Raw genomic sequence first — 19,678 nt, 5'->3', positions numbered from 1 at the left:
ACTCGACCAGCATGCAAGGGCCGCCGGGGGCGGCTGCTCGACCAGCATGCGAGGGTCGCCGGGGGCGGCTGCTCGACCAGCATGCGAGGGTCGCCGGGGGCGGCTGCTCGACCAGCATGCGAGGGTCGCCGGGGGCGGCTGCTCGACCAGCATGGGCACGCACCACCGCCGACGCGCGGTGCACGCCGCTCATGCTGATCGAGTAGCCCGCCCAGCGGGCGTATCGAGCGGAGGGGGCGCCTCCGGCGCCAGCGCAGGGCGGGGAAGAGACCGACGTCCTTGCGGTGGTGGGTCTCGATACGCCCCTGCGGGGCTACTCGACCAGCATGTTCTGCGGGCGTCTCTTCCAAGTAGATCCACCCCGTGAGAACAGGAGTCTGCAGACCTGCCCCGCGGACGACGCCGGGTCTCGACACGCCCCTGCGGGGCTGCTCGACCAGCAGGGAGGGCGGCCGCCGGGTCTCGCTCACTGCCGAGCCCCTAGCGTTGCCGTATGCCCCTCCGCCCGACCCGCCCCCGCCCGTGAGCGCGCTCGTCGAGCGGCTCGAGCGCCGGCAGGTCGCCGTCCACCTCGGTGCGATCGTCGCCGGCGCCGCGCTCGGCCTGCTGCTGCCCGCCGCGCGGCAGCTGGAGGGCGCGATCGAGCCGGTGCTCGGGCTGCTGCTGTTCGCGACGTTCCTCGGCGTCCCGTTCGCGGCGCTCGTCCGCTCGCTGCGCGACGTCCGCTTCCTCGCCGCGGTGGGCTTGCTGAACTTCGTCGTCGTGCCGGTCGTCGCGTTCGGCCTGTCGCGCTTCGTCGCGGAGAGTCCGGCGCTCCTCTTCGGCGTGCTGCTGGTGCTGCTGACGCCCTGCGTCGACTACGTGATCGTCTTCGCCGGTCTCGCGGGCGGCGCGTCCGACCGGCTGCTCGCCGCGGCGCCGCTGCTGATGCTCGCTCAGCTCCTGCTCCTGCCTCTCTACCTGCTGCTCGTCCTCGGCCCGGAGGGCGTGGCCGTCGTCGAGATCGCCCCGTTCGCGCGGGCGTTCCTGCTGCTGATCGTGCTGCCGCTCGCCGCCGCCGCGCTCGTGCAGGCGCTCGGCCGCCGGCACCGGGCGGGGCGGGTCGTCGAGTCGACGATGCTCGGCCTGATGGTCCCGCTGATGGCGGCGACCCTGCTCGTCGTCGTCGCCTCGCAGATCGGGGCCGTCGGTGCCGCCGCCGGGAGGCTGCTCGTCCTCGTCCCCCTTTACACCGTGTTCCTCGCGGTGATGGTCGCAGCCGGACTCGTCGTCGCCCGGCTCTTCCGGCTGGACGTCCCCGTGTCGCGCGCGCTCGTGTTCAGCGGCGCGACGCGCAACTCCCTCGTGGTGCTGCCCCTCGCGCTCGCGCTGCCCGCACCGCTGGCGCTCGCCCCCGTCGTCGTCGTGACGCAGACCCTGGTCGAGCTGGTCGGCATGGTCGTGCTGGTGCGGCTGGTCCCGCGACTCGTCCCTCACCCCTCCACCCGCGACGCACCCGCCCCCGAGTAGGGCCCGGCGCCCGGATCCGCTTCCCCGGCGGTGCCGCCCCGATCTACGCTCGGCCCTGACCCCCCCCCGCCGAGAGGACCCCGCCGTGCCCGACCCGACCGCTCCCCCTGCGCCGATCGCGCGCCGCACCCTCGTCGGAGCGGCCTGGGCCGCTCCCGTGATCGCGCTCGCCGTCTCCGCACCGTCCGCCGCGGCGAGCGGCACGCTCCCTCCGCTCGGTGCTCGCGCCGAGGGCCCCGCCGAGGACGCCGCGTCGGCCTCGACGGCGTATCGCGTCTACGCGACCAACACCGGCTCCACCCTGCTCGAGGGCGGGTCCGTGATCGCCGTCCTCCAGGATCCGGGCAACGGCTACTCGTTCGCCGGCTTCAACGGACAGCAGTGGAGCTACGCCGACGGGTTCCCGGAGGGACGCGTCGCCCTCCGCTACGACCCGGCGCTCGCAGCGGGCGAGGAGTCCGGCATCCTGCTGCTGCTGATCGCCAGCGACGACCGCACCCAGAGTCCGGTCCCCGTGGCGGACCTGGTCCTCTCCGCGCCGGGCTTCGACGTCGCGGTGCTGTCGCTGACGGTCCCGTACTGATCCGCCGCCGCACGTCCGCCGCCGCACGTCCGCCCCCGGAGCGACGATTGCCATCGATTGCACAAGATTAGGAATTCCTAATTCGGGGCTATCATTCCCTACATGCAGCCCGACCAGAACCCCTACAGCCCGGGGTCGGGCCGTCGTCCGCCCGAACTCGTCGGCCGCGGCGGTGAGCTGGAAGCCTTCGAGACGCTCCGTGCGCGCGTCGGCCACGGGCTCGGAGATCGGGGCATCGTCCTCACCGGGCTCCGCGGGGTCGGCAAGACAGTGCTCCTCAACGAGATGCACCGACTCGCGGAGCAGTCCGAGTGGCTGACGGTCCGCATCGAGGCCCGGCGGGACGAGGCGGGAGTGCATGCGGTACGACGAGCGCTGGCTCGCGGGCTGGTGATGTCCGCCCGGAAGCTCTCCCGCACGAAGCTGTCGTCGCTGATGCGCGAGGCGCTCGGCACGATCTCCTCGTTCAACGCGAAGGTCGGCGCGACAGGTATCGAGCTGGGCGTCTCCCTGAGCCAGGGCCGTGCCGATTCCGGCGACGCCGAGGTCGACCTCCTCGAACTCGTCGAGGACGTCTCGACCGCGCTCGGCGAGCAGCGACGTGCCTTCGCGGTGTTCATCGACGAGATGCAGGATCTCGATCCCGAGACGATGGGTGCTCTCCTCGCGGCCCAGCACGCAGCGAACCAGAGGGAGTGGCCCTTCTACGTCATCGCCGCCGGCCTCCCGGACCTGCCGCGCGTCCTCACCGAGACGCGGTCGTACGCCGAGCGGCTCTTCAACTACCGGCGGATCGGCACGCTCGCTCCGATCGATGCGGCGCACGCGCTCCGCGAACCCGCCGAGCGTCTCGGCGCCGAGTACGCGGCGGACGCCTTGGCGACGCTCCTCGAGGCCGCGGGCGGCTACCCGTACTTCCTCCAGGAGTACGGGCAGGCGGCGTGGAATCTCGCCTCGGACCGCCTGATCGACCGGTCCGACGCGATCGCCGCCGTCCAGTACGGCACGGAGCAGCTCGACGCCGGATTCTTCCGCTCCCGGTGGCAGCGAGCGACCCGATCGGAGCGGCGGATGCTGCTCGCCATGGCCGTCGACGGAGAGGGCCCGTGCTCGACGGCGCTCGTCGCCCAGCGGATGGGCGTGCAGACCAGCAGCGTCGGGCCCTATCGGGCCGCTCTGATCAGCAAGGGTCTGATCTACTCGCCCGAGCACGGACAGATCGCGTTCACCGTCCCCGGCATGGCGGGCTACGTCGAACGGCACCGCGAGGAGCTCGACGACGGCCGCACTACCGGGAACTGACGCGCCGGAGTCGCCGCTCGAAGCTCCGCTTCCCGTCAGTCGCCCGTGCAGTCAGTCGCCCGTGCAGAACAGCCGGTCGGACCTGACCGACGCCGTGCTCTTCGCTCCGGTGCCGACGGAGCCCTCGGGGAGGGTCGTCGTCGCGTTCAGGGTGAAGGCGCTGGTGATCGAGAGGGTGGTGCGCAGGCCGAGGGTGGAGCCCGCGGGCAGCGGAGCTGTGAGGGTGACCAGGCGGGTGGTGCTGCTCGGAGAAGTGATCGTCGCGATGCTCGGGGTGGCCGTGAACACGCCGATGTTCGCGACGAGGCTGCCGACGATCAGGATCGTGGTCTCGACCGGCAGGTCGGCGGAGCCGGCGGTGAGCGTGAAGCCGGGGCCGAGAATCCCGGGACTGCCGCAGCTGCCGTTCAGGACGAAGGCTCCCACGTCGAGGCCGGACGCGGCGGCCGCGGGGGTGCCGACGACGACGGCCACGACGGGCACGGTCCAGGCGGCGGCGGTGGTGAGCGCCCGGCGGGAGACGCCGCGAGGGGCGGGGCGGCCGGCGGGGCGGCCGGCGGGGCGGCCGGCGGGGGTGCGGACGTCGTTCATGGCGGCCTCTCGTGCGGCGGGGGAGGGGCTCCCGGGGGAGAGGTGCCCACGAGGGATCCTGGCAGGCGACACGCCCCGCCGCGCAGTGCCGGTGCGCCCCCCGAGTGGGGCGGCCACGACTCCGATCCGGATCAGCACGGCTCGGTCGTCGCGGACTCCGCGCCGAGGAGGACGCGGAACATCCGGTCCAGCGGCTCGCGGAGGTCCTCGTCGGCGGCGGAGGCGATCGGCTCCACGGCGGCGGAGGTGCGCATCACGGTGACGCCCATCATCGTGGCGATGGCGAGCTGGGCTCGGACCAGCACCGGGGCGGTCCGCGGGTCGTCCGGGCGCCAGCCCGCCGCGACGGCGAGCCGGCGGGTGAACTCCTCGAGGGTCTCCCGGCGGATCCGGTCCGCGTTCGCGTCGCCGGAGGAGCGCAGCAGGAGGAGGAGCTGCAGCGGGTCGTCGTTGTTCGGCGCGCGGAGGACGTGGCCGATCAGCCGCTGGACGATCGCGTCGAGATCCGCGGGTCCGCCCGGGGTCTCGGACTCCAGCTCGTCCGAGGTGCGGCGCATGCAGGCCTCGAAGAGACCGTCCTTCGAGACGAAGTAGCGGTTGATCAGGGCCACGTTCACTCCGGCGTCGGCCGCGATGTGCCGCACCGTCGTCGCGCGGTAGCCGTCGGTCGCGAATCGCCGCCGTGCCGCTCGGATCAGCGCGCGCTTCGTCGCCTCCGCGTCCCGGCCCGGGCGGACGAGCTCGTCGTCGGCGTCGCGACCGGCGACCGCTGTCCCGGCGACCGCCGCCCCCGAGACCGCTGCGCCGGTGTCCTCGCTGTCAGTGCTCATGTCCCACTCCCGTCGACCAACCTAGCCGAGGACAAGTAAACACGTGTTGACAGACGTGCCCCGCTCGCTACACTCGACAAGTCAGCATCTGTTTACAAGACTTTGACCAGCCGAGGAGACGCATGTCCACCACCAGCCAGCCCGCCGCGACGGGCTCGGTGCCGACCGGAGTCCCGCCCGAGAGCGCTGCGCCGCAGCGGAAGCCGCGCGGCACCGCGATCGTGCTCTACCTCTCGCTCGGCGGTCTCTCGTTCGCCGTCCTGCAGTCGCTGGTCGCGCCCGCCCTGGGCACGATCGGGCAGGACCTCGGCGTGGCCACGAGCGACGCGAGCTGGGTGCTGACGGCCTATCTGCTCTCCGCCTCGGTGCTCACGCCGATCCTCGGTCGCCTCGGCGACATGGTCGGCAAGCGCAAGGTCCTGATCGTGGTGCTGTCGCTGCTGCTGGTCGGCACGGTCGTCGCCGCGATCGCGCCGAACCTCGGCATCCTCATCGTCGGACGCGTCCTGCAGGGCGCGGCCGGTGCGGTGATGCCGCTGTCGATCGGCATCGTCCGCGACGAGCTGCCCCGGGAGCGCGTCAGCGTCACCATCGGGCTGCTGTCCGCCATCTTCGGCATCGGCGCCGGAGTCGGCATCGTCGCCGCCGGCCCGATCGTCGAGGCGCTCTCCTGGCACTGGCTGTTCTGGCTGCCCGCCGTGCTGGTCGCCGTCGCCCTCCTCGGAGCGATCTTCGGGATGCCGGAGTCGCCCGTGCGCACGCCGGGCAAGCTCGACCTCGTCGGCACGGCGATCCTCTCGATCGGCCTCGTCGCGCTCCTGCTCGCCATCAGCGAGGGCCAGAACTGGGGCTGGGGCGACGCGAAGACGATCGGCCTGCTCGTGCTCGGTGCGGTCGCCCTCGTCGCTTTCGTGCTGGTCGAGCTGCGCGTCTCCGAGCCGCTGATCGACGTCCGCCTCTTCCGGCACCGCGGGGTGTGGACCGCGCACATCGTCGCGCTCGCCTTCGGCTTCGCGATGTTCGGCACCTTCATCCTCGTGCCGACGCTGCTGCAGCTGCCCACGGTGCTGGGCTACGGCTTCGGCAAGTCGGTCAGCGAGGCGGGCCTGTTCCTGCTGCCGACGGTCGTCGCCATGGTCGTCTCCGGCGTCGTCGCGGGGGCGATGATCCGCCGCGTCGGACCGAAGATCCCGATGATCACCGGCGGCGTCGCCGTCGCGATCGCGTTCGTCCTCCCCGCGCTCGGACACGGCGAGGAGTGGCAGATCCTCGTCTCCGGCGTGCTCACCGGCATCGGCATCGGCATGGCCCTCGCGGCCACCTCGAACGCGATCGTCGAGAGCGTCCCCGCCGCCCAGACCGGCGAGGCCATCAGCGCGAACACCGTCCTGCGCACCATCGGCAGCAGCATCGGCACCGCGGTCATCGCCGCGCTGATCTCCTCCAGCGTCACTCCGCAGGGCGCCCCGACGGACGAGGCGTTCACCGTCGGCTTCTGGGCGTCGGCCGGAGTCGGAGCGCTCGCGATCGTCGCCGCGCTACTCGCGCCGTCCCTGCGCGCGCGACGCCGCGACGCCGCGGCCGCCGGCGTCGACGACATCGAGGAGCTCGGGACCGCTTCCTGACCGCGCCGCGGTCGCTCGGCGCGTCCGCCGGTGCTCGCCCGGGACGCCGGCGGCTGTCGCTGCCGTCCGGGATCTGCGAGGCTGCCCGGATGGCATCGGAGCAGAGCGGCCCGCCGGTCTTCGCCGACCCGCGACGACTCGGCGCGGTCGTCGGCCTGGCCGGCGCCGTCGTCTTCGCGTTCTCGTACTCGCCCGCGGCGCCCGTCGCGATCGTCGCGCGGGTCCTGGTCGCCGCGACGGTCGCCGCCGCGCTCTGGTTCCTCTTCGTCCGTCCGCGCCCGCTCGGGCCCTTCGCGCCGCCGAGGCCCGCGCGGCTCGCCGTCTACGGCGCCTGCGTCGTCGCCGAGTTCGCGCTGATCGCCGTCGGCAGCCTCGCGCTCGAGGCGGCGGGCCGCGGCGAGCTGCGCCCGGCGCTCATCGCGCTCGTGGTCGGGCTGCACTTCCTCCCGTTCGCGTGGGCGTTCTCCGAGCGGATGTTCGCGCTGCTCGGCGGCGCGCTGGTCGTGCTCGGCGGCCTCGGCCTGCTCGTCGGCAGCGGCCCGGCGGCCGTGCTGGCGGCGGTGGCGTCCGGAGTCGCGATGGCGCTGCTCCTGCTCGCCTACGCCCTCGGCGGCTTCGCGCCGAAGAGTCGAGCGCCGAGGAGTCGAGCGCCGAGGAGTCGAGCGCCGAGGAGCTGAGCGCGCCCGTTCCTCGCTGTCTGAGATCCTTCTCATAGACTCGACCGCAGTGCCGGATGAACGTCTCGCTCCTCCGGTCCGTACCCCCTGTGACGGGCCGCCCGGCCGGTCGGGACAGGAGGCGCCGATGGCACTCGCGGCGATGACTCTGCCGGCGACGATGCTGTCGGCGACCACCAGGCCGGCGACCACTACGCGACGAGGGGACCGCACCGCGATGACGCAGCCCGACTCCCCGTCGGCCCCGAGGGCCCGAGCCGTCGGCGACCTCGACCTGGTCGCCGCGTTCGACGAGCACGGGTCCGCCCTGCTGGGCTTCGCCGTCAACGCGCTGCGCGACCGCGGTCTCGCCGAGGACTGCGTCCAGGAGACCTTCCTCCGGGCCTGGCGCTCGCGCGAGCGCTACGCCGCGGAGCGCGCGAGTCCGCGCACCTGGCTGTTCGCGATCGCCCGCAACGTGATCGTCGACGCGCACCGCTCCGTGCAGCGGCTGCCGCGGATCGTGCCGGCCGAGGTGCTCGACGACGTCCCCGGCGACGACGTCGATCCGCTCGAGCCGCTGATGATGGTCGAGGCGCTCGCCCGGCTCTCGCCCGAGCACCGGCAGGTGGTCGTGGCGATCCACCTCCGCGGCGAGAGCTACGCCGAGGTCTCCGCGGCGACCGGAGTCGCGGTCGCGACGCTCCGGACCCGCACGTTCTACGCTCTCAAGGCGCTCCGCACCCATCTCGCGGGGCCCGACTCGACTCCGGAGGACCGATCGTGACCAGCACTGGCGGACCCGGCGACGGTGGACCCGGCGACGGTGGACCCGGCGACGGCGGGCCGGACGTGGGCGGGCGCCGCGAGGAGCTGATCGCCGCGGCCCTCGCCGGCGAGCTGTCGGCCGAGGAGGCCGCCGAGCTCGACCGGCTGCGGGCGGACGACCCGAGCGTCGACGAGGAGCTGACCTCCTTCGGCGCCGTGCTGTCCGGACTGGGCGGCGTCGGCCGCTGGGAGGAGCCGGAGCCCTCGGCGGACCTGCGCGCGCGGGTGGCGGCGCTCGCCGGCCCGGCGCTGACGGCGGTCCCGAGTGCCCAGGGGGAGGAGGTCCGGCATGCGTCGGCTCGGCCCGCGCGCGGTCGCCGGATCGCGCTCGCGGTGACGGCGGCCGCCGCCTGCGTGGCGCTCGGGGCGTTCGGCGGTCTCGCCCTGCAGGCGCTCGGCGACCGACCGCCCGCGGGCGGACCGGGCACGCTCGGCGCGGTCGAGCCGATCGCGTTCGCCGAGGACTCGGCCCTCGAGATCGACGCCGAGCTCGTCGCGCACACCTGGGGCACCGAGACGATCCTGCGCGGCAGCGGCTTCGCCGTCGGCGAGAGCTACGAGGTCGTCCTCGTCACCGAGACCGGCGTCCGCCTGCCCTCCGGCTCGTTCCTGGGGAGCGAGGCCTCACTCGACTGCGCGATGAACGCGGCCGTGCTGCGCGCCTCCGTCGCCTCGATCGAGATCACCGACGAGAGCGGCGGAGCCGTCGCGGTCGCCGAGCTGCCGGTCGTCGAGAGCTGACGAGCGTCGGCGATCGGCCGGGCCGCTCAGCGCCGCGGCGCCGGCACGAGCCGGGTCAGCCGGCCGATCAGCCACTCCAGCGGTCCGATACCGATGAAGCGCCACCACAGCACCGCGACCGCCCAGACTCCCAGCACCAGGAGGAGGGCGGCGCCGGGAGTGTCGACGAGGTAGCCGAGGCCCTGGGCCGCGAAGGCGGCGACGACCGCCACCTGCAGCACGTACACCGAGAGCGCGAGCGAGCCGACCGCGCGGAACGGCGTGAGCACCGCTGCGATCACCGTGCTCGCCGGTCGCCGCCGGACCGTCGCGAGCAGCACCACGGCGACGTACGCGGCGAGCACCAGCCCGAGGTCGTGCAGCGTGTCCGGGTAGCTGCCCGACACGGAGTCCAGGCCGATCAGCCGCTCGAGCGCCGGCCGCACCGGGTACGCGAGCACGGCGACGACGCCCAGCACGGCGAGCAGTCGGTCGCGCCGGAAGCCGTGCCGCAGCAGCAGCGCGCCGAGGAGGAAGAAGGGGAGCAGATTCGTCAGCCGGTAGTGCGGATCGACGAAGCTCCACTGCAGCAGGAAGCCGACGGGCGTCCGGGCGTAGAGCACCGTCGGGTCCGCGCCGGCCGCGACCGCCGCGTTCAGCGGGGCGCCCGCCACCAGCACCACGGCGGCGGCGGCCGCGACCAGGCGGCTGCGCAGGAGCAGGATCGGCGTCCCGAGCGCGAGCGTGAGCCCGAGGTGCGGCAGCACGATCGCGATCCAGCTGCCCCAGCCGCCCAGCCAGACGCCGAGCGCGACGAGCACCGCCCCGCGGATCAGGTTCTGCACGACGACGCGCCCGCCGGAGGCGCCGGGCCGCGCGAGCACCAGCGCGGCGGACATCCCCATCACCAGCGCGAACAGGGGCGACGCGAGGTCGTTGACGTTCGCCGCCGCGAACCCGATCGCTCCGCCGCGCAGGCTCGGCACGAGCGGCAGTGCGTGCGCGATCAGCATCGCCACGATCGCGACCCCGCGCAGGACGTCGGGCACGAGCACCCGGTCCGGCTGCAGCCGCGGGGCGGTCGGGGCGGCGCGCGAGACGGTCGTGGTCGCATCCATGGGGGAGAGGCTACGGCGTGGCCACCCGCGCCCGTGCGCCGTCGCGCGCCCGGTCGCCCCCACCTCGCGCCACGCGACGCTCGCGGTGCGTCCCTGGCTCGGCCCGCAGCGCCTCGGGCTCGCGAAACGCGGTCCGGCTCGTCGAATTCGGCGGGTTCCGCGTGCCGGAGGTGTTCTCGCGTGCCGGAGTCACCTGTCGGCCGAGCGCGTCCGCTCCCCTCGCACCTCCGGCACGTGAATCGCGGCTCGGCTCGTCGGATCCGGCAGTTCTCGCGTGCCGGAGACGGTTCGGCATGCCGGAGGTGCCCCGGCGAGCCGGCACTGCGGCGGGGTGATGAGGTTCCTGCGAGCCCGGGCCGATCGCGCGCGCCGGGCGGGCGCGGGCGGCATGCTGGAGGGATGACCGACGCCACCACGCCCGCAGCGCCGTCCGAGCGCCGCGCCCGCCCGCCCCGCCCGCAGCTCGTCCTGACCGTCCTGCGCACCGAGCGGCTCACCGAGCACTTCGTGCGCGTGCACCTGGGCGGCGAGGGCTTCGACGCCTTCGTCGAGGCCGCGGATCCCGAGCGCCTGGCCGCGACCGACCGCTACGTCAAGCTGCTGCTCGCCCCGCCCGGCGTCGCGCTCGAGCCGCCGCACGACCTCGACGCCCTGCGCGCACGTCTCGCCCCCGAGGAGCTCCCGGTGCGCCGCACCTACACGATCCGCTCCGTCGACCTCGAGGCCCGCAGCCTCGCGATCGACTTCGTCCTGCACGGCGACGAGGGGGTCGCCGGCCCCTGGGCCGCCGCCGCGCGCCCCGGCGACCGGCTCGAGATGTCGGCGCCCGGCGGCGCCTGGGCGCCCAGCGCCGACGCCGAGAACCTCTTGCTCGGCGACGAGTCGGCGCTGCCGGCGATCGCGGCCGCACTGGAGTCGATGCCCGCCGGCGCCCGCGGCACCGCCCTGATCGAGGTGCACGGAGCCGAGGACGAGCTGCCGCTGACCGTCCCCGCGGGCGTCGAGGTGCGCTGGCTGCACCGCGGCGACGAGGAGGCCGGGCACGCCCTGACGGCCGCGGTGGGCGAGCTGCCTCGCCCGAACGATGCCGTCGAGGTCTTCGCCCACGGCGAGCGGACCGCGATGAAGCGGCTCCGCGCGATCCTCCAGGACGACTGGGGCGTCGAGCGCGTGGCGCTCTCGCTCTCGGCGTACTGGGCGCTCGGCCGCGCCGAGGACCGCTTCCAGGCCGAGAAGCGCGAGCCGGTCGGCGCGATCTTCGCCGACTGACCGCGACTCCGTCACCCGCGGGCGACGAAGGGCCCCTGCGCGGCACAGGGGCCCTTCGTCGTACAGGCCCGTCGTCGTTCGGGCCCTTCGTCGTTCAGGCGGTGATCACTCCGGGCGTCAGACCCGCTTCAGGATGATCGGAGCGCTCGTCGTGGCGTTGCCCGCCGCGTCGACGGCCTTCGCCGTCACCGAGTAGCTGCCCTTGGGGAACACCGCGGTGTTCACCGTGAGGTACCAGTTGCCGTCCGACGCCTGCACGGCGTCGCCCAGCTTGGTGGTGCCGACCCAGTAGGTCACTCCGGTCACGGCGGTGTCGTCCGCGGCGGTCGCCATCAGGCTGACGACTCCGGTGACCGACGAGCCGGAGCCCGGCGAGACGATCGCGATGGTCGGCGCCGTGCGGTCGACCGGCGCCGGCGTGGCCGTCGGGGTCGGAGTCGCGGTGGGCGTCGGCGTGGCGGTGGCGGTCGGGGTGGCCGTGGGCGTCGCGGTCGGCGTGGCCGTCGGGGTCGCGGTGGGCGTCGGCGTCGCGGTGGGCGTGGCGGTCGGCGTCGCGGTCGGCGACGGAGCGGTCACCGCGCCGAACTGGTCGGCGCCGGCGGTGCGGGAGCCCATCGTCTGGCCGTCGATGTCGGTGCGGGCCGACGTGGTCGACCCCCAGCCGGCGATCTGGGTCCCGGTCGCGGACAGCACGTGCAGGTCGCCGGTGGCCACCGAGGCGAGCGCCGGAGCGCCCTGGACGTTGCCCTGCTGGTTCAGCAGCGACGGCGTCTTGCAGAGCTTGGTGTTCCAGTTCTCGACGATCGTGTTCGTCATCGGGCTGGTGCAGGAGGAGAGGTAGCTGACGATGTTGCGGTCGAAGACCGTGTTCTTCGCCCCGCCGACCCGCAGCGCGCCCGACTCGAAGGTGTTGTTGCGGATGTAGATGCCGTCGGCCGAGGCCTCGCGGAAGTCCGCCGACGAGCCGCCGCGGCAGTCCGCGGTGATCACGATGCAGCCGGAGACGAAGTTCGACTCGACGGTGATGTCGGTCATGCCGTCGCCGCCGCCGGGGGAGAAGATGATGCCCGCGTTGTAGCAGTTCATCAGCGTGTTCCCGCGGAGGGTGACGTGGTTGCTCTCGAACACCTGGATGCAGTCGGCGTGCAGGCCGTTGTCGGTGTTCTGGTCGAAGTTCCGGACCAGGTTGTTCTCGATCAGCCCGTTGTCGGTGCCGCCGACCTGGATGCCGTCGATCGACGAGCCGTTCTCGAAGAGCGAGTCGCGGACCACGACGTTCGCGCTGCGCACGAAGATGCCGGCGCCGTCGATGTGCATCCGGTTGACCGTGATGCCCGAGCCGTAGGTGTAGAAGGTGCTCTTCGAGAAGATGTCGTTCCACACCGTGTTCGGCGTGTAGACCTTCGTCGAGCCGAGCACGGGCGAGGCGCCCGGGGCCGGCTGGACGACGACGGGAGCGGCGACGGTCGCCTTCCCGCCCTTGAGGTTCGTCGTCGGGTAGGTGCCGGAGGTGAGCAGGACGGTGTCACCGGCGGCCGCGTTCTGGACGGCGGTGGTCAGGGCGCAGGGAGCGGCTGCGGAGCAGACCGTTCCCGTGCCGTTGGGCGAGGCGTAGCGGTTCGCCGCCGCGAAGCTGGGCGCGGCCGCGAAGAACGCGGCGATCACGACCAGCAGAGCGGCGAGAGTCGCGCTGAGCGTTCGAGTCATGGGCGTGGTGTCCAATCGGGGAAGGTGTGAGCGGGGACTCGGGGCTGGGAGAGGAGAGGAGAGAAGACGAGGGGAGGCCGCGCCGGGCCTCGGCGGTGCGCGCCGGGCGAACGGGGGACGACTCCGTACACTGGGCGCGGCGGGAGCGTCCCCGGCGGCCGGGCAGCACGGATGCCTCCGCCGCCGAGCTCTCGCCCAGACGGACGGACGCGGCGACGGGCCGCCTCCGCCATCGATGAGCACGGCTCCGCGACGGGGCCGGGAACGGAATCGTTGTGAGCGGAGTAGGTTCGCGAGTCCGGACGGTGCTGGGCGGGCTGCGCAAGCGCACCGCCCCGCTGCTGAAGAGCCCGGCGGTGCTCTCGCTCGGAGCGCGCGGCGTCTTCCTCGACGCCCCGCGACTGCGCAGCGCCCGACGCTCCGGTGGTGCCGGTGATGCCGGTGGTGCCGGTGGTGCCGGTGGTGCTCAGGGTCGCGCGATCCTCATCGCACCCCCCGGCGCCGGCAACATCGGCGACGCCGCCCTGGTCGGCGCGTTCCTGGAGAACGTGGCCGGGCCGATCACGGTGATCACCCGCTACAAGGGCGACTTCCGCATCCCGGCCGAGCAGGCCGACCGCGTCGAGATCGTCTCGCTGGGCACCCTGCTCTACGGCGGACTGCCGAGCTTCGTCCGCGACCTGCGCCGCTTCCGGGCCATGCTGCCCGGCGCCGCGTCGGTCTCGATCGTCGGCGCCGACATCATGGACGGCGCCTACAACTTCCGCGCCTCGACGAGCCGCGCGCTCGTCGCCCGCAGCGCCGCGTCGGCCGGAGTGGACACCCGCGTGCTCGGCTTCAGCTGGAACGGCAAGGCGCACCCCGGTGCCCTCGCGCAGCTCCGCGACGCGGACCGCGCCGGCACGACCCTCTTCCTCCGCGACCCGCTCTCGGTCGAGCGCGCCCGCCGCGACGGCCTCGACGCGAAGGCCTCGGCGGACATCGTCTTCTCGGCGCGCTCCGTCGACCAGGGCCGCGCGAGCACCGAGCTCGCCGCACTGGACACGACCGGCGGCATCGCGATCGTCAACGTCTCGGGCCTGATCGACACCGACCAGACCGGCGCCTACGTGGAGATCATCGGCGGTCTGCGCGCCCGCGGCCTCGCCGTCGTGCTGCTCCCGCACGTGATCAAGCACGGGCCGGACGACCTCGCGGCCTGCCGCAAGGTCTACGCGGCCCTGCCGGACACGGCCGGCGTCGCCTTCGTCGAGGACGTCCTCACTCCGGCGGAGGTGCGCGGCTTCACCGAGCGCGCCACCGTCACCGTCACCGGCCGGATGCACCTGGCGATCATGTCCCTGATGAAGGGCGTCCCCGCGATCACGCTGGCCACCCAGGGCAAGGTCGAGGGCCTGATGGCGATGTTCGAGCTGCCCTACCTCTGCGTGGAGCCGGGTGCCGGTCTCGCCGGCCGCGTGGGCGACGCCCTCGAGCGCGTCCTCTCCGACCGCGAGAGCGTCTCGGCCGCCGTCCTCGCGAAGCTGCCCGCCGTGCAGGAGCTCAGCGCCGCGAACTTCGCCGGCCTGCCGCGCGCCTGACGGGCACGCAGCGGCGGTCGCGGGGGTCGTCGGCACGGGCGTCCTTCCGGGCGTCGAGGTCGGAGGAGCGGCTCCCGTCAAGACCGCGGCACTGCGGGGAGGGGAGTCGCTCAGAAGTCGGCCGGGAGACTCCGGCGCTTCTGCTGCGACCCTAGGCGGGGCGTTCGAACGTCCGTTCGCAATGAACCTTCCTCCGGTGGGGGGTTCCCGTTCAGGGGGCGCGCTCCGACTCGACGCGCCGCCGGTCCGTCCGATCCCGCCCCGGACGGGTGACGCGGGCCTCGGGTGCCGCTCCGAGCGCGAAGACATGTTCGGCTCGCGGAACCGACGCGCGCCGGAGGTGGCTGCGGGCGGCGGGGCGGGCGAGTTCGGCTCGCGGAAGTGCGTCCGGCTCGCGGAACCGCGCACGTTCTGCGTGCCGGAGCCGGTTCCACGAGCCGGAGATGCATGCCGTCGGTCCCGTCGCCGTCAGCCCGAGTGCCGTCAGCCCGAGTGCCGTCAGCCCGAGTGCCGTCAGACCGCGTGCCGTCAGACCAGGCGCCGGCCGCTGAAGCGGTCGATCGGGGCGTCGCGGCGCATCGCGCGCTCGTACATCCGGTGGAACGGCTCGGTCAGCACTCCGTTGGAGCGGTCGAGCGCGTCCTGCCACGCGACGATCTCGCCGAGCTGCGCCGCCAGGTCGGCCCGCAGCGCCGCCTCGTCCACCGTCGTCGACTCGCCGCCCGCGACGACGATCCGCCCGGCCACGATCACGGTGTCGATCGACGAGCCGTTCTCGGAGTAGACCAGCTGGTTCTCCAGGCGCTGGCGCGGCGTGAAGGCCAGGGTCTCCAGGTCGAACAGCACGAGGTCGGCCTGCTTGCCCACCTCGATGCTCCCGGTGACGTCGCCGAGCACGGCGCTCCGCGCGCCGCCGATCGTGCCCGCGGTCAGCACCTCCGCGACCGTCGGCCAGGACGCGAGGTCCGGATCGGTGACCTTGTGCAGCAGCGCCGCCGCCTTGATCACGTCGAGCATCCGCGGGGAGTCGCTGCTGGAGCAGCCGTCGGTGCCGAGCCCGAGGTTGACGCCCGCGTCGTGCAGCGCGCGCCACGGGGCGATGCCCGAGCCGAGCTTGAGGTTCGAGATCGGGTTGTGCGAGACGGAGGTGCCGGCCGCCGCGATCGCCGCCATGTCGGAGTCGGTCAGCCAGATCCCGTGCGCGAACGTCGTGTTGGGGGAGAGCGCGCCGATCCCGGCCATGTACTCGACCAGCGTCGAGCCGTGGAACTCCTCGCCGGTCACCAGCTGCGTCTTGGTCTCGAGGACGTGGATGTGGCACTCCGCGTCGTGCTCGAGCGCCAGCTCCGTCGCCCCGACGAGCAGGTCGGCGCCCACGCGCTGCGGAGCCGAGGGCGCGACCATGTAGCGCAGCCGTCCGCCGCCGCGCCCGTGCTGGGTGGCGAAGGCGGTGCGGCTGAAGTCGAGGTAGCCCTCGGTGGTCGGCCGGGCCGCCCCGCGGACCGAGTCGAGCAGCTCGGCCGGCAGGTACTCCTCGAGGAACGGCATGGTCTCGAAGAACGGCTTGCTGATCACGTGCCCGGAGATGTTCGCGCGGATCCCGATCTCCTCGTAGGCGTCGAACACCGCCGCCAGCTGCGCCGCGTCCTGGTCCGGGTTCTCGAGCACGTCGTCGACGAGCGTCGTGACGCCCGCCTTCAGCGACTCGAGCGCGAACAGCGACGAGCGCAGCCGGATCAGATCCGGGGCGACGCGGCTGTCGCCGAGGATCGGGTACGACAGCAGCATCCACAGCTCGAGCGGCAGGTTGTCGTAGCGCCCCTTGTAGAGGTACTCCCACGAGTGGGTGTGCGCGTTGACGAAGCCCGGCGTCACGAGGCGGTCGCGCCCGTCGAGGACCTCGTCGCCCGGCTCGGGCACGAGCCCCGGGCCGATCGCCGTGATCACGTCGTCGACGATCCGGATGCTCGCCGTGATCGGGACGGCGCCCGAGACGGGATCCATGGTGATGACGGCGGCGTCGGTGATGAGGAGGGGCATGGCGGTTCCGTTCGTGGTGCGGTGGTGCGGGAGCTGAGGAGCGAGGAGAGCAGAGGAGAGAGGAGAGGAGAGGAGAGGAGCGGAGTGACGGGCCCGGCTACCCGAGGACGGGCTCGGCCTCGCGCGCCGCCGGCTCGAGGGCCTCGCGCTTCCGCACCCAGGACGCGGCGTCGCCGCGACCGAGCAGCAGGTAGGCGAGCCCCGCCGAGACTCCGCCGGCGAGCCAGGAGACGTCGACGCCGCCGAGCGCGGTCGCGGCCGGCCCCTGCAGCGCGGGCACGGAGCCGTTCATGAACAGCCAGGTCAGCGTCGCGCCGATCGCGAACGAGAGCAGCGCGCGCCAGCGGACGTCCGGCAGCAGCGGTGAGCCGACCGGCGCGAAGAGGTGCCCGAACGAGCGCACCCGCGGCTCGAACACCGTGTAGTGCACCAGCACGATCGCGCCCCACGGAGCGACCCAGCCGACCAGGCCGACCAGCCAGGCGTCCAGCGTCGTCGCCAGATCGTCCTGGAAGACGAAGAAGACGGACGCGGCGAAGGCGAGCACGCCGACGATCAGGCTGAGGGTCCGGCGGCCGAGGCGGATGTCGAGCGCCTGGGTCGCCATCCCGAACGAGTAGATGTTGAGCACGTTGGTCGCGATCGGCCCGTGCACCACGAGCAGCAGCACCGGGATCGCGAGGGCGCCGAAGTTCTCCACGATCAGCTGACCGGGGTCGACCGAGCCGTTCTTCGTGGCGAGCGTCGCGCCGAGGACGCCCAGCCAGACGACGGGGACGAACTGGCCGAGCACGCTGGCGAAGTAGAGCTTCCTGCGCGAGGCGCGGGGGCTGACGAAGCGGGAGTAGTCGCCCGCGTAGGCGAGCCAGGTGAGGCCCCAGCCGATCCCGATCGCGGTCATCACGATCGACATGGCCGCGATCCGGTCGCCGCCGGTGAGGGCGCCCTCGGCCGGGCCGGCGTAGGACCAGTCGATGTCGAGGAAGAACCAGGCGACGATCGACATCACCGCGAGCACCAGCAGGGTCGGCGGCACCGTCCAGCGCTCGAAGGCGGCGATGGCCTTGTAGCCGAGGAACGAGATCGCGACCTGGATCGCCATGATCACCGCGGCGACCGCGACCTTCCAGCCGATGTTGGCCGCCTCCGGATCGACGAGGCCGACGGAGCCGAGCAGTGCGATCACCAGGTCGAGCACGATCCAGGTGTTGATCGCGCACCAGCCGATCACCACCACGGCCTGGATCACGGCGGGCGCGTAGTTGCCGCGACGGCCGAAGACCGCGCGGCCCACGAGCATCCCGGTCGCGCCGGTGCGCTGCCCGAGCAGCACGAAGAAGCCGAAGACGGCCATTCCGACGACGTTGCCGAGCACGAGGACGGTGATCGTGTCCCAGAGGCCGAGGCCCATGTTCACGCCGAGCGCGCCGAGGACCCAGTTGATCGGGGCGATGTTCGCGCCCGCCCAGATCCAGAACTGGCCGTCGAGCCGCGCGTTGCGGCGGCTGTCGGGGAGCGGTGTCAGCGCGTCCTCGGTGTCGGTCGTGCCGTGCAGGGTGTCGGAGCTCATGGGTGGATCCTCTCGAAGCGTGAGGTGGAGCGGGGAGTCGGAGCGGGGAACGGTGGACAGCGCTGCGGACGAGCGGCTGTGGAGGAGTGCGTCGGGTCGGGCTCCACCCTCCCGGCGGGCGGTTTCGGCGGCCGCCTCGCCGTGTAAATTCGCGGTGACGCGAGAGGACGTTCTGCATGGTGATCCCGCTGTCCGAGGCGCTCCTCGACCCGCTGCTCGCGGCCGCAGGACCGGTCGTGGTCGCCGGCGGTCCGGCCGCCGGGAGGGTGCCGATCCGCTGGGCCCACGCGAGCGAGCAGCTCGACGTCGCACCGCTGCTCCTGGGCGGCGAGCTGCTGCTGATGGAGGGGGTGAACCTCGCCGCGGACCAGGACCCGCAGGAGTGCCGCCGCTACGTGGAATCCCTGGTCGCGGCGGGAGTCGGCGCCCTGGCGGTCGAGCTGTCGGAGCGCCTGCCGAGCGTGCCGGCTCCACTCGTCGCGGCCGCCGACGAGCACGGCCTCGCGGTGCTCGCCCTGCCCCGGCGCGTGCCGTTCGTGCAGGTCTGCGAGAGCATCAACACCCGGCTCACCGAGCAGAAGTTCCGGAGCTTGCGGGTGGCGGACAGATTGTCCGGACTTCTCGGCGAGGCGGCGGCCGCGGACGCCGGGATCGACGAACTGCTGCGGGTCGTCGCGAGCGCGACCGGCGCCTCCGCCGCGCTCGTCTCGCCGGCCGGCGAGGAGATCGTGCGCGCCCACCCCGGCCGCGGTGTCGACACGTCGCGCACCGCCGGCGCCTCCTCCGGAGTGCTGCGCGCCGGCGACTCCCTGCTGGGCACCCTCTACCTCCGCGCCCACGACGAGGCCGACCTGCACGCGGTCGCCGTCGCGCTCGACCGCGCGCCGGACGTGCTGGCGATCGCCCTGCTCCGGCGTCGGCCCCCGACCGCGCGCGAGCGGCTCACCGCGCAGCTCTTCGCGGTCGCCACGGCGCAGGCCCGGCGGCCGGAGGAGAGCGCGGAGCTGCAGATCGACGCGCTCCTCGGCCGGCTCGGGATCGGCGGGCGGGAGTGCTTCCTCGGCGTCTGGGCGGACGTCGGCGAGGACGAGCGCACCCTCCGCGCGGTCCGGTCTGCGCTCGGGGTGGTCGGAGCGGAGCCGATGCTCTGCGTCGCGGGCAGCGAGCTGCTCGCACTGCTGGCCTTCCCGGACGTCGCCGCGCGGGAGCGGGCGAGGGCACTGCTCCTCGGTGAGTGGCCGCCGGCTGCCGGGGTGGCCGCGCTGGTCTGCGTCGGCAGCGGTGCCGACGACGGCGCGCGGGTGCCGCGCGAGCTCGCGGAGGTGCGCGGCGTGCGGGAGTGGACCCGCGCCGAGAGCGGCGTCGTCGACGCGCGGCTGCACCGGCTCGAGCGCTTCGCCAGCACGCTCCGCGACGACGCCGAGGCCGACGCCCTCGTCGAGGAGGTGCTCGGCCCGCTGCGCCGCGGCCGGCCGGAGCTGCTCGCGACCCTCGAGGCGTTCGCGTCGCACTGGGGGAGCAAGACCGCCACCGCGGCCGCCCTCGGCATCGGTCGGCAGACCCTCTACGACCGCCTGGCCCGCATCGAGTCCCTGATCGGCCCGCTCGACGCCTCCCCGGCCCGCACCCGCGTCCTGCTCACCGCCGTCTCCCTGCACCGCGCCCGCGCCGCCCTGCCGCCCGCCGCCCCGCGCTCGACCCGCCCGTTCCCGCCGCCGCCGGAGCGCTGACGCGTTGCGGGCGTCCGCCG

General features: G+C 73.6%; 16 protein-coding genes. 10 read left to right on the top strand and 6 right to left on the bottom strand.

What is annotated here, in order from left to right; translation table 11 throughout:
• Nucleotides 1–522: 522 nt before the first annotated feature.
• The 3 genes from HQQ86_RS07175 (at nucleotide 523) to HQQ86_RS07165 (ending at nucleotide 3,394) form a co-directional block, all read left to right on the top strand.
• On the top strand, nucleotides 523–1,509 hold the full coding sequence (locus tag HQQ86_RS07175; RefSeq protein WP_173287377.1) for a bile acid:sodium symporter: 987 nt from the start codon (nucleotides 523–525) through the stop codon (nucleotides 1,507–1,509).
• An 85-nt stretch (nucleotides 1,510–1,594) separates the two neighbouring features.
• The gene (locus tag HQQ86_RS07170; protein ID WP_173287376.1) at nucleotides 1,595–2,092 is read left to right on the top strand and encodes a hypothetical protein; all 498 of its coding nucleotides are present in this window, start codon (nucleotides 1,595–1,597) and stop codon (nucleotides 2,090–2,092) included.
• Between the two features lie 102 nt (nucleotides 2,093–2,194).
• Nucleotides 2,195–3,394, top strand: a complete 1,200-nt coding sequence (locus HQQ86_RS07165) for an ATP-binding protein (RefSeq protein ID WP_173287375.1) — start codon at nucleotides 2,195–2,197, stop codon at nucleotides 3,392–3,394.
• A 51-nt stretch (nucleotides 3,395–3,445) separates the two neighbouring features.
• Here HQQ86_RS07165 and HQQ86_RS07160 read toward each other — a convergent pair whose 3' ends face one another.
• A complete protein-coding gene (locus tag HQQ86_RS07160; protein WP_173287374.1) occupies nucleotides 3,446–3,985 on the bottom strand; it encodes a hypothetical protein in 540 nt (179 codons plus the stop codon).
• Nucleotides 3,986–4,116: 131 nt separating this feature from the next.
• A complete protein-coding gene (locus HQQ86_RS07155; RefSeq protein WP_173287373.1) occupies nucleotides 4,117–4,815 on the bottom strand; it encodes a TetR/AcrR family transcriptional regulator in 699 nt (232 codons plus the stop codon).
• Between the two features lie 122 nt (nucleotides 4,816–4,937).
• Between HQQ86_RS07155 and HQQ86_RS07150 the strand changes: the two genes are divergently transcribed.
• From HQQ86_RS07150 to HQQ86_RS07135, 4 genes are all read left to right on the top strand, one after another.
• Complete coding sequence (locus HQQ86_RS07150) at nucleotides 4,938–6,440, top strand: MFS transporter (protein WP_173287372.1); 1,503 nt, start codon at nucleotides 4,938–4,940, stop codon at nucleotides 6,438–6,440.
• An 89-nt stretch (nucleotides 6,441–6,529) separates the two neighbouring features.
• On the top strand, nucleotides 6,530–7,117 hold the full coding sequence (locus HQQ86_RS07145) for a hypothetical protein (RefSeq protein WP_173287371.1): 588 nt from the start codon (nucleotides 6,530–6,532) through the stop codon (nucleotides 7,115–7,117).
• Nucleotides 7,118–7,334: 217 nt separating this feature from the next.
• Nucleotides 7,335–7,883 (top strand): sigma-70 family RNA polymerase sigma factor, encoded by a 549-nt coding sequence (locus tag HQQ86_RS07140; RefSeq protein WP_173287370.1) that lies wholly within the window; start codon nucleotides 7,335–7,337, stop codon nucleotides 7,881–7,883.
• Nucleotides 7,880–8,665, top strand: coding sequence for a hypothetical protein (locus tag HQQ86_RS07135; RefSeq protein WP_173287369.1), 786 nt, complete (start codon nucleotides 7,880–7,882; stop codon nucleotides 8,663–8,665). Before HQQ86_RS07140 ends, HQQ86_RS07135 begins: the two co-directional genes overlap by 4 nt.
• 26 nt (nucleotides 8,666–8,691) lie before the next feature.
• Here the strand turns inward: HQQ86_RS07135 and HQQ86_RS07130 are convergent, their stop codons facing one another.
• The gene (locus HQQ86_RS07130; RefSeq protein WP_173287368.1) at nucleotides 8,692–9,762 is read right to left on the bottom strand and encodes a DUF418 domain-containing protein; all 1,071 of its coding nucleotides are present in this window, start codon (nucleotides 9,760–9,762) and stop codon (nucleotides 8,692–8,694) included.
• 399 nt (nucleotides 9,763–10,161) lie between these two features.
• Here HQQ86_RS07130 and HQQ86_RS07125 point away from each other — a divergent pair, with 399 nt between their 5' ends.
• The gene (locus HQQ86_RS07125; protein WP_173287367.1) at nucleotides 10,162–11,031 is read left to right on the top strand and encodes a siderophore-interacting protein; all 870 of its coding nucleotides are present in this window, start codon (nucleotides 10,162–10,164) and stop codon (nucleotides 11,029–11,031) included.
• Nucleotides 11,032–11,148: 117 nt separating this feature from the next.
• Here the strand turns inward: HQQ86_RS07125 and HQQ86_RS07120 are convergent, their stop codons facing one another.
• Complete coding sequence (locus tag HQQ86_RS07120) at nucleotides 11,149–12,738, bottom strand: Ig-like domain-containing protein (protein WP_173287366.1); 1,590 nt, start codon at nucleotides 12,736–12,738, stop codon at nucleotides 11,149–11,151.
• A 305-nt stretch (nucleotides 12,739–13,043) separates the two neighbouring features.
• Between HQQ86_RS07120 and HQQ86_RS07115 the strand changes: the two genes are divergently transcribed.
• Nucleotides 13,044–14,318 (top strand): polysaccharide pyruvyl transferase family protein, encoded by a 1,275-nt coding sequence (locus tag HQQ86_RS07115; RefSeq protein ID WP_173287365.1) that lies wholly within the window; start codon nucleotides 13,044–13,046, stop codon nucleotides 14,316–14,318.
• Nucleotides 14,319–14,846: 528 nt separating this feature from the next.
• Here the strand turns inward: HQQ86_RS07115 and HQQ86_RS07110 are convergent.
• Nucleotides 14,847–16,358, bottom strand: a complete 1,512-nt coding sequence (locus HQQ86_RS07110) for an amidohydrolase family protein (RefSeq protein ID WP_173287364.1) — start codon at nucleotides 16,356–16,358, stop codon at nucleotides 14,847–14,849.
• A 97-nt stretch (nucleotides 16,359–16,455) separates the two neighbouring features.
• Nucleotides 16,456–17,928, bottom strand: coding sequence for a cytosine permease (locus HQQ86_RS07105; RefSeq protein ID WP_173287363.1), 1,473 nt, complete (start codon nucleotides 17,926–17,928; stop codon nucleotides 16,456–16,458).
• 176 nt (nucleotides 17,929–18,104) lie between these two features.
• Here HQQ86_RS07105 and HQQ86_RS07100 point away from each other — a divergent pair, with 176 nt between their 5' ends.
• A complete protein-coding gene (locus tag HQQ86_RS07100; protein ID WP_173287362.1) occupies nucleotides 18,105–19,658 on the top strand; it encodes a PucR family transcriptional regulator in 1,554 nt (517 codons plus the stop codon).
• Nucleotides 19,659–19,678: the final 20 nt, after the last annotated feature.

Source organism: Rathayibacter sp. VKM Ac-2857 (assembly GCF_013205025.1).
In the GTDB taxonomy this organism is placed as follows: Bacteria; Actinomycetota; Actinomycetes; order Actinomycetales; family Microbacteriaceae; genus Rathayibacter.
This window is presented reverse-complemented; position numbering and strand designations above follow the sequence as displayed.

Bases quoted from the DNA above. Each gene is read 5' to 3' on its own strand.
- HQQ86_RS07165 (WP_173287375.1), top strand. From the start codon at position 2,195: ATGCAGCCCGACCAGAACCCCTACAGCCCGGGGTCGGGCCGTCGTCCG.
- HQQ86_RS07120 (WP_173287366.1), bottom strand. From the start codon at position 12,738: ATGACTCGAACGCTCAGCGCGACTCTCGCCGCTCTGCTGGTCGTGATC.
- HQQ86_RS07160 (WP_173287374.1), bottom strand. From the start codon at position 3,985: ATGAACGACGTCCGCACCCCCGCCGGCCGCCCCGCCGGCCGCCCCGCC.
- HQQ86_RS07130 (WP_173287368.1), bottom strand. From the start codon at position 9,762: ATGGATGCGACCACGACCGTCTCGCGCGCCGCCCCGACCGCCCCGCGG.
- HQQ86_RS07140 (WP_173287370.1), top strand. From the start codon at position 7,335: ATGACGCAGCCCGACTCCCCGTCGGCCCCGAGGGCCCGAGCCGTCGGC.
- HQQ86_RS07150 (WP_173287372.1), top strand. From the start codon at position 4,938: ATGTCCACCACCAGCCAGCCCGCCGCGACGGGCTCGGTGCCGACCGGA.
- HQQ86_RS07125 (WP_173287367.1), top strand. From the start codon at position 10,162: ATGACCGACGCCACCACGCCCGCAGCGCCGTCCGAGCGCCGCGCCCGC.
- HQQ86_RS07145 (WP_173287371.1), top strand. From the start codon at position 6,530: ATGGCATCGGAGCAGAGCGGCCCGCCGGTCTTCGCCGACCCGCGACGA.
- HQQ86_RS07100 (WP_173287362.1), top strand. From the start codon at position 18,105: ATGGTGATCCCGCTGTCCGAGGCGCTCCTCGACCCGCTGCTCGCGGCC.
- HQQ86_RS07155 (WP_173287373.1), bottom strand. From the start codon at position 4,815: ATGAGCACTGACAGCGAGGACACCGGCGCAGCGGTCTCGGGGGCGGCG.
- HQQ86_RS07105 (WP_173287363.1), bottom strand. From the start codon at position 17,928: ATGAGCTCCGACACCCTGCACGGCACGACCGACACCGAGGACGCGCTG.
- HQQ86_RS07110 (WP_173287364.1), bottom strand. From the start codon at position 16,358: ATGCCCCTCCTCATCACCGACGCCGCCGTCATCACCATGGATCCCGTC.